This is a genomic window from Geodermatophilus sp. SYSU D00703 (assembly GCF_054050155.1).
In genome coordinates, this window is sequence record NZ_JBJGYU010000055.1 from 1 (window position 1) to 14,547 (window position 14,547).

The window sequence follows — 14,547 nt, forward strand, 5'->3', positions numbered from 1 at the left end:
TCGTAGTACGAGGGGCTGTGGGCTCCGGCCGTCTGGTCTTTGGCTCGGGTCGGGTCTTCGGGAGGTGGTGGGTTATGGGGGGGCGGGAGGACCACAGGCTCCGCGGACGGGGCCCGGCACCTGGGGAGGTGCCGGGCCCCGTTGCCGTTGCCGGCCGCTACAGCGGGATGTTGCCGTGCGCACCGCGCCCGGCCGGCGCCGCCGCGAGCGCCTCGACCACCCGGCGCCGGGTCCGCGCCGGCTCGACGACCTCGTCGACGACGCCGATCTGCAGCGCCCGGTTCACGCCGCCGGCGATCCGCTCGTGCTGGGCGGCCAGCTGCGCGTGCAGCGCCTCGCGCTCCGCGGGCGGGACGGCGGCCAGCTCCTTGCGGTGCAGGATGCCCACGGCGGCCTTGGCGCCCATCACGGCGACCTCGGCCCCCGGCCAGGCGAACACCGCCGTCGCGCCCAGCGCGCGGGCGTTCATCGCGATGTAGGCCCCGCCGTAGGACTTGCGGGTCACCAGCGTCACCCGGGGCACCACCGCCTCCGCGAAGGCGTGCAGCAGCTTGGCGCCGCGCCGCACCACGCCGTCCCACTCCTGGCCGACGCCGGGCAGGTAGCCCGGGACGTCCACGAGGACCACGAGGGGGACGCCGAAGGCGTCGCACATCCGCACGAAGCGCGCCGCCTTCTCGGCCGACGCCGAGTCCAGGCAGCCCCCCAGCCGCAGCGGGTTGTTGGCGATCACCCCGACGGTCCGCCCGGCCAGCCGGCCGAGGGTGGTCACGACGTTGGGTGCCCAGCGGGGGAGCAGCTCCAGCCCGGGTCCGTCGAGGACGGCGGCCACCAGCGGCTTGACGTCGTAGGCCCGCTGCGGCTGCTCGGGCAGCAGCGCCCGCAGGTCGACGTCCGGCTCCCCGGCGGCCGGGGCGAACGAGCCCTGCACGGCGAGCAGGTCGACGGCGGTCCGCGCGGTGTCCAGGGCGGCCTGCTCGGAGTCGGTGACGACGTGGACGACGCCGCTGCGCCGGCCGTGGGTGTCCGGACCGCCCAGCTTCTCCTGGTCGACGTCCTCCCCGGTGACCGAGCGGACGACGTCGGGGCCGGTCACGAACACCCGGCCGGCCGGGCCCATGACCACCAGGTCGGTCAGCGCCGGCCCGTAGGCGGCACCGCCCGCGGCGGGGCCGAGCACCACGGAGATCTGCGGGACCCGCCCCGAGGCCCGGACCATCGCCGCGAACACCTCACCGACCGCGTGCAGCGCCGTCACCCCCTCGGCCAGCCGCGCGCCGCCGGAGTGCCAGATCCCGACGACCGGGACCCGCTCGCGGAGGGCCGCGTCGATGGCGTCGACGATGTGCCGGCAGCCGTCGAGACCCATCGCGCCGCCCATGACGGTGGCGTCGGTGCAGTAGGCGATCGTCGGGGTGCCCGCCACCGTGCCCCGGGCCGCCACGACGCCGGAAGTGTCGCGCGGGACGAGCAGGGTCGTCGAGCCGGCGTCGAAGAACCGCTGCAGCCGGTCCTCGGGGTCCCGCGGGTCGACGGCAGGGGGCAGGGGAGCGGGGATCAGGGTCGTCACGGGGGTGTCCGGGCCTCTCCGGGTCGGGCGTGCCTGGGCGTGCGCCATCGCGGATCCGGCACCGCGGCGGTGCCGGACCCGTCAGGGGGTCCTCTCTCAGGCGGTGGTGAACACCACGGCGATGTTGTGCCCGCCGAAGCCGAAGGAGTCGTTGACGGCGGCGGTGAGCTGGGCGCGCCGCGGCTCGCGGCGCACGATGTCGAGGGCCTGGACGGCGGCGTCGTCGTCCGGGTCGTCGAGGTTGGCCGTCGCGGGGACGACCTGCTCCCGCAGGGCGAGGATCGTGAACACCGACTCCAGCGCCCCGGCCGCGCCGAGCAGGTGCCCGGTCTGGCTCTTGGTGGCGGTCACCAGCACGTGGTCGCCGATCGTGTTGCGGATCGCGGCGGCCTCGGCGGTGTCGCCCACCGGCGTGGAGGTGGCGTGCGCGTTGACGTGGCCGATGTCGGCGGGGGTGAGCCCGGCGTCGCGGATGGCGGCGGCGATCGCCCGGCCGGCGCCCTCGCCCTCGGGGTGCGGGGCGACCAGGTCGTAGCCGTCGGCCGTCGCGCCGGCGCCGGCGAGGCGCGCGTGGACGCGGGCGCCCCGGGCCTTCGCGGCGTCGGCCCGCTCGAGCACGAGCGCGGCCGCGCCCTCGCCGAGGACGAAGCCGTCGCGGGCCTTGTCGAACGGGCGGGAGGCGCGCTCGGGCTCGTCGTTGCGGGTGCTCATCGCCCGCATCGCGGCGAACCCGGCCATCGGCAGCGGGTGGACGACGGCCTCGGCGCCACCGACCAGGACGACGTCGGCGCGGTCGAACCGGATGAGGTCCAGGCCCCAGCGGATCGCCTCGGCGCCCGACGCGCAGGCGCTGACCGGGGCGTGCACGCCGCCCTTGGCGCCCACGGCCAGGCCGACCGCCGCCGCCGGACCGTTGGGCATGAGCATCGGGATGGTGAAGGGGGAGACCCGCTTGGGGCCCTTCTGCTCCAGGACGTCGTCCTGACCGAGCAGGGTCAGCGCGCCACCGATGCCGGTGCCGAAGACGACGGCGACCCGCTCGGGGGCGACGCCGGCGTCGGCGGCGCCCGACTCGCGCCAGGCCTCCTCGGCGGCGACCACCGCGACCTGCTGGCTGCGGTCGAGCCGGCGGGCGCGGACGCGGTCGATCTGCTCGGCGGGGTCGGTGGCCAGGGTCGCGGCCAGCTGGGCCGGGAACTGCTTGACCCACTCGTCCTCGAGCCGGCGGACCCCCGACCGCCCGGCCAGCAGTGCGTCCCAGGTGGTGGCGACGTCGCCTCCGAGCGGCGTGGTGGCTCCGAGGCCGGTGACGACGACGTCGCCGACGGACGTGCTCATGACGGGTTCCTCCTGGGACGTGCGGCCGGGGGTCGGGGGCGCCGGGAAGGCTCTAGCCCCGGTTCTTCTGGATGTAGCTGATGGCGTCGCCGACGGTCTTGATGTTGCCGAGCTCGTCATCGGGGATCGCGACGCCGAACTTGTCCTCGACCGCGGTGGCGATCTCGACCATCGACAGGGAGTCGACGTCGAGGTCCTCCGTGAACGACTTCTCCGGGGTGGCGTCGGCCGGCGCGACCCCGGCGACCTCCTCCAGGATCTCGGCCAGACCGCTCTGGATGTCCTCGCTCACGCGCGTGGGTCCTCTCTCTCGGGTGGGCGGGGGGGCCCGCCGTCGGGCCCTTGTGGCCCGAGGGTCTGTAGTGCCCGTCAGGGCAGGCGGAACACCTGACCGGCGAAGGTGAGCCCGGCGCCGTAGCCGAGCACCAGGGTCAGGTCGCCGCTCTTGGCCTCGCCGGACTCCAGCAGGGCGGTCAGCGCCAGCGGCACCGAGGCGGCGGAGGTGTTGCCGGACTGGACGATGTCGCGGGCGACCACCGTCCGCTCGCCGAAGCCGAGCCGCTTGGTCATCGACTCGACGATGCGCAGGTTGGCCTGGTGCGGGGCGAAGACGTCGATGTCCTCGGGCCCGACGCCGGCGGTCTCCATCGCCTCGACCAGCGTCTCGGTGAGGCGGGTGGTCGCCCACCGGTACACCGCCTGGCCGGCCATGGTCATCGTGGAGCTGCCCGCGGCGATCTCGATGGCGTTGTGCTGGTCGCCGTCGCTGCCCCAGACCACCGGGCCGATCGCCGGCTCGTCCGACGGGCCGACCACCGCGGCGCCCGCGCCGTCGGCGAAGATCACCGCGGTCGACCGGTCGGTGAGGTCGGTGACGTCGGTCAGCCGCTCCGCGCCGACGACCAGCGCGTGGCGCGCCGACCCGGTGCGGATCGCGTCGGCGGCCACCCCGAGGGCGTAGCAGAAGCCGGCGCACCCGGCGTTGAGGTCGAACGACCCCGGCCGCGGGATGCCCAGCCGGTAGGCGACCTGCGGACCGATGCCCGGGATCGGCGCCCGCAGGCTCGCGCTGGCGACGATCACCAGGTCGACCTCGTCGGGGGCCAGCCCGCTGGCGGCGAGCGCCTTGCCGCCGGCTGCGACGGCCATCTCGACGAGCGACTCGTCCTCGGAGGCCCAGCGCCGCTCGGCGATGCCGACGCGGGTGCGGATCCACTCGTCGTTGGTGTCCATCACCTGCGCGAGCTCGTCGTTGGTCACCCGGCGCCGCGGCCGGTAGGCGCCCAGGCCCAGCAGCCGCGCACCCGGCGCGCCCTCGCGCAGCTTGATCCTGGTGGTCACTCCGACACCTCCGGGTAGAGCCGGGCGATCGGGTCTCCTGCGTCGACCACGTCGCCGTCCTGCACGAGCCACTCGGCGAGTACCCCGTCGTACGCGGCTGAGACGTTGACGTCCTCGCGGCGGCTGCGGATGCGGCCCAGCGCGGTGCCGGCCGGCAGGCGCGTGCCCTCGGCGACGTCGGCGGGGCTGACCGTGCCCCGCACCGGCGAGACGACGACCCGCCAGTCGGGCAGGTGGACGGCCTCGGCGCGGGCGCGCTCGGCCTCGATCAGCTCACGCGCGCGATCGAGGTCGGCCGGGCCGTTGACCGCGAGCACCTCGATGCCCGCGCCCTTCCACTCCCGCTTGGCCAGGCCGGCCAGCGCCCCGGCCGGCGGCAGTTCGATCGCGGCTGTCACGCCGAGGTCGCGCAGCGTCGCCAGGCAGGCGTCGAAGCGCACCGGGCTGGTCACCTGGCTGACCAGCCGGGACAGCGCCTCGGCGCCGGAGGTCACCGCGGCGCCGTCGGCGTTGGACAGCAGCAGCCGGCTGGGGTCGGCCGGCCGCAGCCCACCGACCAGGCCCTCGAGCTCCGCGCGGGCCGAGGCCATGTAGTCGGTGTGGAAGGCGCCGGCGACCGACAGCGGGACGATCCGCGCCTTGGCCGGCGGGTCGGCCTTGAGGGCGGCCAGCCCGTCCAGCGGCCCGGCGGCGACGACCTGCCCGCCGCCGTTCACGTTCGCCGGGACCAGGCCGTGCTCGTCGAGCGCCTTGAGGACCTCGTCGGGGTCCCCGCCGAGGACGGCGCACATCCCGGTGGGCGTCTGCGCGCAGGCGGCGGCCATGGCCCGGCCGCGAACGGCGGTCAGGGCGATCGCCGCCTCGACGCTGAGCACCCCGGCCAGGGCGGCCGCGGTCAGCTCGCCGACGCTGTGGCCGGTGATGACGACGTCCCGGCCAGCCTGCGGTGTGTGCGGCACCGGCCCGGGCAGCCCGCCCAGCTCGCGGGCGATGAACAGGCTCATCGCCACCACGAGCGGTTGGGTCACCGCGGTGTCCTTGATCGCCTCCGCGTCGCCGGTCGTGCCCAGCTCGAGGAGGTCGGCGTCGGCGATGGCGCCGGCCCAGCGGAAGAAGGACTCGGCGCCGGGGAGCTCCAGCCAGTCGGTGAGCATCCCGGGCTTCTGCGCACCCTGTCCGGGGGCGAGGACGGCCAGCACGTCCCTCACCGTGTCAGACGACGCCGGGTGACGCGGTGGTGAACGGCACGAAACCACGGGGCTGCTCTTTGGAGGGTTCCTACAACGGAAGGGGGATCTCCGGCGCGTTGTGCGAGTACCGGTGGTGGGAACCACACTGAAGCCCGCGGGTCAGTGCCAGAGGGAACGGTCCTCGTCCAGAGCGGCGAGGGCGAGCGCGACCTGCAGCGTCCAGCCCCCGCGGGGGTCGGTGGCCGACATCCCGGTGAGCTCGCCGGCCCGCTTGAGCCGGTACCGGACCGTGTTCGGGTGCACGAACAGGGTGCGGGCGCTCGCCTCCAGGTTGCCCCCGCTGGCGAGCACCGCCCGGACGGTCTCCAGCACCTCGCCGCCGGCCGTCTGCAGCGGGAGCGCGACTCGTTCCCGCAGGGTGGCCCGCGCCGTGGGATCGCCGTCCAGGGCGCGCTCGGGGAGCAGCGCGTCGGCGGGGACGGGGCGGGGCGCCCCGGGCCAGGCGCGGGCGGCTCGCAGACCGGCCAGGGCGGCGGCGGCCGAGTCGCCGGCCCGGCTGAGGCCGTCGACGACCGGACCGATGACCACCGGGCCGGGGCCGAACTCGTCGCTGACCCGCTCAGCGACCGCCTCGAGGTCCTCCGTGCCGCCGAGGACGACGACCAGCTGGTCGGCGTGCACCCCGACCAGGACCTCGCTGCGCATCTGCCGCGCGGCCCGGCGGGTGGCCGCGTGCGCGTCCCCGTCGGTCGGGGCGGCCCCGACGACGACGGTGACCGGGCTCATCGCCGCCCAGCCCAGTGCCGAGGCCCGCCCGGACAGCTCCTCGGTCCGCTCCCCGCGGACCAGCGCGTCGACGACGAGCGCCTCCAGCCGGGCGTCCCAGGCGCCGCGGCTCTCGGCGAAGCTCGCGTAGACGTGCGCCGTCGCGAAGGCGACCTCGCGGCTGAACTGCAGCACCGCCAGGCGGAGCGCGTCGGCGTCCCCCGGCTCGGCGACGGACTCCACGAAGTCGTCCATCACCTCCACGGTCACCTTGATCAGGTCGACCGTGTGCTTGAGCGGGACGACGCGGGCCAGCTCGCGCGGCGCGGCGCCGAAGACCTCGCCGGTGAGCCGGGGTGGCCGCGTCGGGGTGCGGCACCACTCGACGAGCGAGGCGATGCCGGCCTGCGCCACGAGCATCACCCAGGAGCGCTGGTCGGCCGGCATGGTGCGGAACCAGGGGAGGACCTCGTCCATCCGCGCCACGGCCCGCGTGGCCAGCGATCCGGAGGCGCGCTCCAGCCGCCGCAGGGTCGCGGCGGACGGCGGGCGGCGGTCGTCCCGGTCGGGCACGACCCCACCTTGTCACGGATCCCCGACACCCCGGCGGGGCCGGTGGTCCCGCCGGCCCCCCGTCGGGGACAGTGGGGACGTGGTGGTGCTCCGGGCGGACAGGGCGGCGTCCGCCCGCCGGCGGGCGGTCGCCGCCGTGGGCGGCTGCCTCGCCGTGCTCGGCGCGCTCGGTGCGGGCGTGCTGATCGGGTTCGCCCCGCAGGTCCGTCTCGACGAGGCGGTCAGCCACGCCCTGTACGCCGGCGACGACCGCTCAGTGGCCACCGGCCTGCTGCTCGAGGTGCTCACCACGCCCGGTGTGGTCTGGTTCCGCGTGCTGGTCTCCCTGCCCCTCCTGTTCTGGCTGGGGACCCGCCGCGCCTGGTGGACGGCGGCCTTCGTGGTCGCCGCGAACGTGACCGTCGGCCCCCTGACCGTGCTGCTCAAGGAGCTGGTCGGCCGGGTCCGGCCGGCGTTCGAGGACGGCGGACTCAGCTACGGCGGCCTGAGCTTCCCCAGCGGGCACTCGTCGGGCATCGCCACGCTCGTGACCGTCGCCCTCGTCCTGTCCTGGCCGCGGCTGTCGGCTCGCGCGCGCCGGTGGGCCGTCACCGGCGGGGCGGCCCTCGTCGTCCTCGTGGGGCTGACCCGGATGTGGCTCGGGGTGCACTTCCTGTCCGACGTCGTCGGCGGCTGGGCGCTGGGCGTGGCCTGGACGCTCGCGCTGGCGCTGGCCTTCGGCGCCCTCCCCGGCGGCCGCGCCGCCCTGCCGCCCCGGGACCCGGCGTGAACGGCCTGGAGTCGGAGGTACTGCTCGAGCCGGACGACGGCTCGCTGGGTCCGCTGCTGCGGATGGCGCACGACCGGCTGGCCCCCGGGGCGGGCTACGGCCGGCACGCGCACCGGGCGGTCGACGTCGTGGCCGTGGTCCTGGACGGCGCGCTGCGCCACGGCTGGCGGGACGGCGCGCGGATGGGCGCCGGCGACGTGGCGGTGCTGCGGGCCGGGACCGGCCTGGAGCACGACGAGGTCGCCGGGGAGGCCGGGGCCCGGGTGCTGCAGACCTACCTGCGCAGCGCCGCGCCGTCCGCCGGCGCCTCCCACGTCGTCCACCCGGCGGCGGAGGGCTGGGTGGACCTCGACCGCCCCGACGCCCGCCTGTGGGTGGGCCGCGCCCCGGCCGAGGTGCCGGCCGGCCTGCTCGTCCTGGTCACGCCGGAGGAGGTGCGCGTGCACCGGCAGGACGGCGGGGCGATCGACGGCCCGGCGACCGCACTGGTGTGGCAGCTGGACACGTCCCGCCCTGCCTGGGCGTCGGACTGAGCCGCGGCAGCTCCTCGGGCAGAGTGGGGCAATGCCGACCTCCGCTCCGGACTTGCTCGCCGCGGCGCGCGCCGACGCCGACCGCACCGTCGGCCTGCGCCGTCGGCTGCACCGCCACCCCGAGATCGGCCTGCACCTGCCGACCACGCAGGCCACCGTGCTGGGTGAGCTCGCCGACCTGCCCGTCGAGGTGACGGTCGGGGAGACGACGACCTCGGCGGTCGCCGTCCTGCGCGGGGCGCGGCCGGGGCCGTCCTACCTGCTGCGCGCCGACATGGACGCCCTCCCGGTCCACGAGGACACCGGCCTGCCGTTCGCCTCCGAGGTGCCCGGGGCGATGCACGCCTGCGGACACGACCTGCACGTCGCGATGCTCTTGGGCGCGGCCCGGCTGCTCGCCGAGCGGCGCGACGAGCTGGCCGGCCAGGTGGTGCTCATGCTGCAGCCGGGGGAGGAGGGCTTCCACGGGGCGCGGTACATGCTCGAGGAGGGACTGCTGGGCGTGGTCCCCGAGGCCCCGGTGTGCGGGGCGTTCGCGCTGCACGTCTTCGCCAACCAGCCGACTGGCGTGGTCAGCGTGCGGCCGGGGCCGATGATGGCCGCCGCCGACCACTGGCTGGTGAACGTCCGCGGTCGCGGCGGTCACGCGTCGATGCCGCACACGGCGGCCGACCCGGTGCCGGTGGCGGCCGAGATCGTGCTGGCGCTGCAGGCGGCGGTGACCCGGCGGGCGCCCGTCTTCGACCCGGCGGTGCTCACCGTGGCGCACCTCGCGGCCGGGTCGACCGACAACGTCATCCCCGACACGGCGTTCCTGGAGGGGACGATCCGGACCCTGTCGGGGGAGCGGCGGGCCGACATGGTGGCCACGGTGCGCCGGGTGGCCGAGCACGTCGCCGCGGCGCACGAGATGACCGTCGAGTTCGAGCACCGCCGGGGCTACCCGGTGACGGTCAACGACGCCGCGGTGGCCGAGCGGGTGCGGGTGACCGCGGCGGGGCTGCTCGGTGCCGACCGCAGCGTGGTGGCCCGGGAACCGCTGATGGGCGCCGAGGACTTCGCCTACGTGCTGGAGCAGGTGCCCGGCGCGATGGCCTTCCTCGGTGCCTGCCCGCCGGGGGAGGACCCGGCCACGGCGGCCGGCAACCACTCCAACCTGGTCGTGTTCGACGAGGACGTGCTGCCCGACGGCGCCGCGCTCCACGCCGCGATGGCGCTGGAGGCCCTCGCCGGCTGAGCGGGGTGCCACGGCGCGGAGAGCGCGCCCGTCCTACTCCGCTGCGACCAGGGCGACCACGTCGGCGGCGCAGCCCCAGGACAGGGTGACCCCCGAGCCACCGTGGCCGTAGCAGGTCACGACCGGCCGGCCGCCGACCTCGATGCGCTCGAGGCGCACGGTGGGCCGTCCCGGCCGCAGCCCGACGGCGCGGGACAGCACGGGCGCGTCGGCCAGCGCGGGCACCAGCGCCCGGGCCCGCGCCAGCACGGCCGCCTCGACGTCGGGATCCGGGTCGGTGCCGGTGGCCCCCTCCACCGCCGTGCCGCCGCACACGACGTCCGAGCCGCGGGGGATCACGTAGGTGAGGCCGGCGGGGTTCTCCTCGTCCAGCACCCAGCCGGGCAGCCCGGGGTCGGCCAGCCGGACCACCTGTCCCTGCACCGGCGTCAGGGTGTCGTCACCGACCAGCCGCCCAGAGGCGAGGCCGGCGGCCAGGACGACGACCTCCCCGGGGACGTCGGCCAGCCGCGCCACCCCGCCTGGGACGACCTGCACCCCCGCGGCGCGGCAGGCGCCGGCCAGCCACGGCAGGTACCGGCCCACGTCGGCCACCGGCAGGGTGCAGCGGGTGCCGCCCGGCGTGCCCGGTGGGAGCTCGTCGAGGGTGGCCGGCCGGTGCCCGGGCACGCCGGGCGCCCACCACGGGTCCGGCTCCGGGGTGCGGTGCACGACCGTCCCCGGGCGCAGCGCGACGCCGGTCGCCGGGTCGTCGGCGAGCCGGGTGAGCACGGCCAGCGTCGCGGCGCCCCAGCGCAGCACGGCGTCCACCGGCGCCGCGCGGTAGGGGAACCAGAGGGCCGCCGCGAGCGCCGAGGTGGTCGCCTCCGGCGGGTCGGCGGTGTGCACCCGCACCCGGGCGCCGGCCCGGGCCAGCTCCAGGGCGCAGGTCAGGCCGATCACCCCGCCGCCGACGACGGCCACGGACGGGCCGTCGCCGGCGGAGGCAGGACCTCGGCCCCCTCGCAGGGTGCCGCCGCGAGCCTGCGAGGGGCGGGGGGTGAGGGGGTCCTCGCTCAGGTGGCGGGGCTGGGGTCGGACCGCTCCTCCTCCGGCGCGGCCTGCACGTTCCGGACCTGGTACTTCTCCACCGCCTGCCGGACGACGTCGCGGTCGACCTCACCGCGCTTGGCCAGCTCGCCGAGGGTGCGGACGACGATCGACTCGGCGTCCACGTGGAAGTGCCGCCGCAGCGCCGGGCGGGTGTCGGACAGCCCGAACCCGTCGGTGCCCAGCGTCGCCATCCCGCCGGGCACGTACGGCGCGATCAGGTCGGGGACGGCCCGCATCCAGTCCGACACCGCCACGACCGGCCCCGGGGCGTCCTGCAGCTGCTGCGTGACGTAGGGGACCTGCGGCTCCTCCTCCGGGTGGAGCAGGTTGTGCTCGTCGGCCGCGTCGGCCTGCCGGCGCAGCTCGGTCCACGAGGTCACCGACCACACGTCGGCCGAGACGCCCCAGTCGTTCGCCAGCAGCTCCTGCGCCCGCAGCGCCCACGGCACCGCGACGCCGGAGGCGAGCACCTGCGCCTTGGGGCCCTCACCCTGCCCGGGGGCGTAGCGGTACATGCCCGCGAGCAGGCCCTGCAGGTCCAGGCCCTCCGGCTCGGCCGGCTGGCTGTAGGGCTCGTTGTAGACGGTCAGGTAGTAGATGACGTCGGGGCTGCGCGAGCCGCCGAGCGGGGCGCCCGGGTCCTCGCCGTACATGCGGGCCAGCGCGTCCTTGGTGATGTGCCCGACCTCGTAGCCGAAGGCCGGGTCGTAGGTGACGACGGCGGGGTTGGTGTGCGCCAGCAGGATCGAGTGACCGTCCTCGTGCTGCAGGCCCTCGCCGTTGAGCGTCGTCCGGCCGGCCGTGGCGCCGAGCAGGAACCCGCGGGTCATCTGGTCGGCGGCGGCCCAGAAGGCGTCGCCGGTCCGCTGGAACCCGAACATCGAGTAGAAGATGTAGATCGGGACCATCGGCTCGCCGTGGGTGGCGTACGACGTCCCGACGGCGGTGAACGACGCCGCGGAGCCGGCCTCGTTGATGCCCTCGTGCAGGATCTGCCCCTGCTCGGACTCCTTGTACGCCAGCATCAGCTCGCGGTCGACCGCGGTGTAGCGCTGCCCGTGCGGGGAGTAGATCTTCTGCGTCGGGAACAGCGAGTCCATGCCGAAGGTGCGCGCCTCGTCGGGGATGACCGGCACGAACCGCGGGCCGAGCTCCTTGTCCTTGAGCAGCTCCTTGAGCAGGCGGACGAACGCCATCGTCGTCGCCACCTCCTGCTTGCCCGAACCGCGGCGCAGGACCTCGAACGCCTTCTCCTCCGGCGCCTTGAGCGTCTTGAACTCCGACCGCCGGCGCGGGACCGCCCCGCCCAGGGCCCGGCGCCGCTCGAGCATGTACTGCATCTCGTCGGAGTCGGGCGCGGGCTTGTAGTACGGGGGCAGCGTCTTGTCGAGCTGCTCGTCGGGGATCGGCAGGTAGAGCCGGTCGCGGAAGGCGGCGAGGTCCTCCGCGGTCAGCTTCTTCATCTGGTGGGTGGAGTTGCGGCCCTCGAAGTGGCTGCCCAGGGTCCAGCCCTTGATGGTCTTGGCGAGGATGACCGTGGGCTGGCCCTTGTGCTCCACCGCGGCCTTGTAGGCGGCGTAGAGCTTGCGGTAGTCGTGCCCGCCGCGGGAGAGCGCCCAGATCTCCTTGTCGCTCATGGCCTCGACGAGCTTGCGGGTGCGCGGGTCACGGCCGAAGAAGTGCTCGCGCACGAAGGCGCCGTCCTCGGCCTTGTACGTCTGGTAGTCCCCGTCGGGGGTGACGTTCATGAGGTTGACCAGCGCGCCGTCGCGGTCGGCGGCCAGCAGCGGGTCCCACTCCCGGCCCCAGATCACCTTGACGACGTTCCAGCCGGCGCCGCGGAAGAACGACTCCAGCTCCTGGATGACCTTGCCGTTGCCGCGCACCGGGCCGTCGAGCCGCTGCAGGTTGCAGTTGATGACGAAGGTGAGGTTGTCCAGCTCCTCGCGGGCGGCCAGGCCGATGGCGCCCAGCGACTCCGGCTCGTCCATCTCGCCGTCGCCGAGGAAGGCCCACACGTGCTGGTCGGAGGTGTCCTTGACGCCCCGCGAGTGCAGGTAGCGGTTGAAGCGCGCCTGGTAGATCGCGTTGATCGGGCCGAGGCCCATCGACACGGTGGGGAACTCCCAGAAGTCCGGCATCAGCCGCGGGTGGGGGTAGCTCGACAGCCCGCCGCCCGGGTGGCTGACCTCCTGGCGGAAGCCGTCCATCTGCTGCTCGGAGAGCCGGCCCTCGAGGAAGGCGCGCGCATAGATGCCGGGGGAGGCGTGCCCCTGGAACCAGATCTGGTCGCCGCCGCCGGGGTGGTCCTTGCCGCGGAAGAAGTGGTTGAAGCCCACCTCGTACAGCGACGCCGACGACGCGTAGGAGGAGATGTGGCCGCCGACGGCGATCCCCGGCCGCTGGGCGCGGTGCACCATGATCGCCGCGTTCCAGCGGATGTACGCCCGGATGCGCCGCTCGACGTGCTCGTCACCGGGGAACCACGGCTCGCGCTCGGGCGGGATCGTGTTGATGTAGTCCGTGCTGCGGAGGGACGGGACGCCGACCTGCTGCTCGCGGCTGCGCTCCAGCATGCGGAGCATCAGGTACCGGGCTCGTCCCCGGCCGCCGTTGTCGATGGCGGCGTCCAGCGACTCCAGCCACTCCTGGGTCTCGTCGGGATCGATGTCGACCAGCTGGCTGGGCAGCCCGTTGGTGATGACCGCTCGGGCCTGGCTGGCATCGCGGGCGGGGTCGCCGTCCGGCTGCTGCGGTGCGCTCATGAGCACATCGTCTCTCTCGCTCCCCTCCACGTCACGTCCGGGCGACGTGGCGGGACGGCAGGTCGCGGCGACGCCGTCCTTCGAGCGCTTGCACCTGACCAGGCATGCCCTACGCTTCCCGCCAACACCGCCCGGGTAGCACCGGACGGCCGCGCGCCCCAGCACCGGGGCACCGGAGACCGGATCGGACGGAAGGGGTGACATGACCAGGCTGCGGGGACAACTCCCGCCGGTCGTGTCCGCCGCCCGCCGTCTCCCCGCGCGCTCCAGGTCTTCCCCAGCACCCCGCCGCCGGACCGTGCAGGATCGTGCGCGCCGGCCGTCCGCACCGGAACCGATGGAGGAACAGCAGGGATGAGCGTCGACTCGGGCAGCGCCAGCATGGCGGCCCGGCTGGGCATCAAGCCGGGCATGGTCGTGCAGGAGCTCGGCTGGGACGAGGACGCCGACGAGGACCTGCGGGACTCCATCGTCGAGGTGTCCGGCGGCGAGATGGTCGACGAGGACACCGACGAGGTGGCCGACGTCGTCCTGCTCTGGTGGCGTGAGGACGACGGTGACCTGTTCGACGCCCTCACCGACGCGCTGGCCTCCCTCGCCGACGACGGCGTGGTGTGGCTGCTGGTCCCCAAGTCCGGGCGGCCGGGCCACGTGGAGCCCAGCGACGTCACCGAGGTCGCGCCGACCGCGGGCCTGACCCAGACCAGCAGCGTCTCCGCGGCCAAGGACTGGTCGGGGATCCGCCTGGTCACCCCGAAGACGGCCCGCTCCCGCCGCTGAAGAAGGACCCCCTCGCTCCCCACCCCTCGCAGGCTCGCGGCGGGGCCCTGCGAGGGGGCCGTTCCCGCCCGTCACCACGTGGGGCACGATCGGCTCCATGAGCCTCTCCGTCGGTGACGTCGCGCCCGAGTTCAGCCTCCCCGACCAGGACAAGCAGGTCGTCTCCCTGGCCGACCTGCGCGGCACCCCGGTGCTCCTGGTCTTCTACCCGTTCGCGTTCTCCGGGATCTGCACCGGCGAGCTGTGCCAGCTGCGCGACGAGCTGGCCACCTACACCGACGCCGGCGTGAAGGTGCTCGCGATCAGCACCGACCCGGTGTTCAGCCTCAAGGCGTTCAAGGCCCAGGAGGGTCTCGACTTCCCGCTGCTGTCCGACTTCTGGCCGCACGGCGCGGTCGCGCAGGCCTACGGCGTGTTCAACGAGAAGGCCGGCATGGCCGTGCGCGGCACCTTCCTCGTCGACGCCGACGGCAAGATCACCTTCACCGAGGTCAACCAGCCCGGCGACGCCCGCCAGCAGTCCGGCTGGAAGGACGCGGTGTCGAAGCTCGCGGCATGACCCCTCGGGGTGGAGTGGCCGGACGCACCGGCCAC

Annotated in this window: 13 protein-coding genes; 5 read left to right on the forward strand and 8 right to left on the reverse strand. The window is 75.1% G+C overall.

Annotated features, from left to right (window positions below; all coding sequences use genetic code 11):
* Nucleotides 1–157: 157 nt before the first annotated feature.
* From ACI782_RS25385 to ACI782_RS25410, 6 genes are all read right to left on the reverse strand, one after another.
* Nucleotides 158–1,570: an acyl-CoA carboxylase subunit beta gene (locus ACI782_RS25385; RefSeq protein ID WP_456912892.1), complete on the reverse strand. Its 1,413-nt coding sequence runs from the start codon at nucleotides 1,568–1,570 to the stop codon at nucleotides 158–160.
* 96 nt (nucleotides 1,571–1,666) lie between these two features.
* On the reverse strand, nucleotides 1,667–2,908 hold the full coding sequence (locus tag ACI782_RS25390) for a beta-ketoacyl-[acyl-carrier-protein] synthase family protein (RefSeq protein WP_456912893.1): 1,242 nt from the start codon (nucleotides 2,906–2,908) through the stop codon (nucleotides 1,667–1,669).
* 52 nt (nucleotides 2,909–2,960) lie between these two features.
* Nucleotides 2,961–3,200, reverse strand: coding sequence for an acyl carrier protein (locus tag ACI782_RS25395; protein WP_456899073.1), 240 nt, complete (start codon nucleotides 3,198–3,200; stop codon nucleotides 2,961–2,963).
* A 77-nt stretch (nucleotides 3,201–3,277) separates the two neighbouring features.
* Complete coding sequence (locus ACI782_RS25400) at nucleotides 3,278–4,249, reverse strand: beta-ketoacyl-ACP synthase III (RefSeq protein WP_456912894.1); 972 nt, start codon at nucleotides 4,247–4,249, stop codon at nucleotides 3,278–3,280.
* Nucleotides 4,246–5,448, reverse strand: a complete 1,203-nt coding sequence (locus ACI782_RS25405; protein WP_456912895.1) for an acyltransferase domain-containing protein — start codon at nucleotides 5,446–5,448, stop codon at nucleotides 4,246–4,248. The genes ACI782_RS25400 and ACI782_RS25405 overlap by 4 nt, the downstream gene beginning before the upstream one ends.
* Before the next feature lie 150 nt (nucleotides 5,449–5,598).
* On the reverse strand, nucleotides 5,599–6,777 hold the full coding sequence (locus tag ACI782_RS25410; protein ID WP_456912896.1) for a PucR family transcriptional regulator: 1,179 nt from the start codon (nucleotides 6,775–6,777) through the stop codon (nucleotides 5,599–5,601).
* A gap of 79 nt (nucleotides 6,778–6,856) precedes the next feature.
* Between ACI782_RS25410 and ACI782_RS25415 the strand changes: the two genes are divergently transcribed.
* The 3 genes from ACI782_RS25415 to ACI782_RS25425 are packed head-to-tail and all read left to right on the forward strand — an operon-like array spanning nucleotide 6,857 to nucleotide 9,316.
* The gene (locus ACI782_RS25415) at nucleotides 6,857–7,546 is read left to right on the forward strand and encodes a phosphatase PAP2 family protein (RefSeq protein ID WP_456912897.1); all 690 of its coding nucleotides are present in this window, start codon (nucleotides 6,857–6,859) and stop codon (nucleotides 7,544–7,546) included.
* Nucleotides 7,543–8,079 carry a pirin family protein gene (locus ACI782_RS25420; RefSeq protein ID WP_456912898.1) on the forward strand — a complete coding sequence of 179 codons (537 nt, stop codon included), beginning with the start codon at nucleotides 7,543–7,545 and terminating at the stop codon, nucleotides 8,077–8,079. The genes ACI782_RS25415 and ACI782_RS25420 overlap by 4 nt, the downstream gene beginning before the upstream one ends.
* A 31-nt stretch (nucleotides 8,080–8,110) precedes the next feature.
* Nucleotides 8,111–9,316 (forward strand): M20 metallopeptidase family protein, encoded by a 1,206-nt coding sequence (locus ACI782_RS25425; protein WP_456912899.1) that lies wholly within the window; start codon nucleotides 8,111–8,113, stop codon nucleotides 9,314–9,316.
* A 33-nt stretch (nucleotides 9,317–9,349) separates the two neighbouring features.
* Here the strand turns inward: ACI782_RS25425 and ACI782_RS25430 are convergent, their stop codons facing one another.
* Nucleotides 9,350–10,279: an FAD-dependent oxidoreductase gene (locus ACI782_RS25430; RefSeq protein ID WP_456912900.1), complete on the reverse strand. Its 930-nt coding sequence runs from the start codon at nucleotides 10,277–10,279 to the stop codon at nucleotides 9,350–9,352.
* 92 nt (nucleotides 10,280–10,371) lie between these two features.
* On the reverse strand, nucleotides 10,372–13,173 hold the full coding sequence (aceE, locus tag ACI782_RS25435; protein ID WP_456912901.1) for a pyruvate dehydrogenase (acetyl-transferring), homodimeric type: 2,802 nt from the start codon (nucleotides 13,171–13,173) through the stop codon (nucleotides 10,372–10,374).
* A 354-nt stretch (nucleotides 13,174–13,527) separates the two neighbouring features.
* Here aceE and ACI782_RS25440 point away from each other — a divergent pair, with 354 nt between their 5' ends.
* Together ACI782_RS25440 and ACI782_RS25445 are read left to right on the forward strand one after the other, a co-directional pair.
* Complete coding sequence (locus ACI782_RS25440) at nucleotides 13,528–13,953, forward strand: DUF3052 domain-containing protein (protein ID WP_456912902.1); 426 nt, start codon at nucleotides 13,528–13,530, stop codon at nucleotides 13,951–13,953.
* Between the two features lie 97 nt (nucleotides 13,954–14,050).
* The gene (locus tag ACI782_RS25445) at nucleotides 14,051–14,512 is read left to right on the forward strand and encodes a peroxiredoxin (protein ID WP_456912903.1); all 462 of its coding nucleotides are present in this window, start codon (nucleotides 14,051–14,053) and stop codon (nucleotides 14,510–14,512) included.
* The last annotated feature ends 35 nt before the right edge of the window (nucleotides 14,513–14,547 follow it).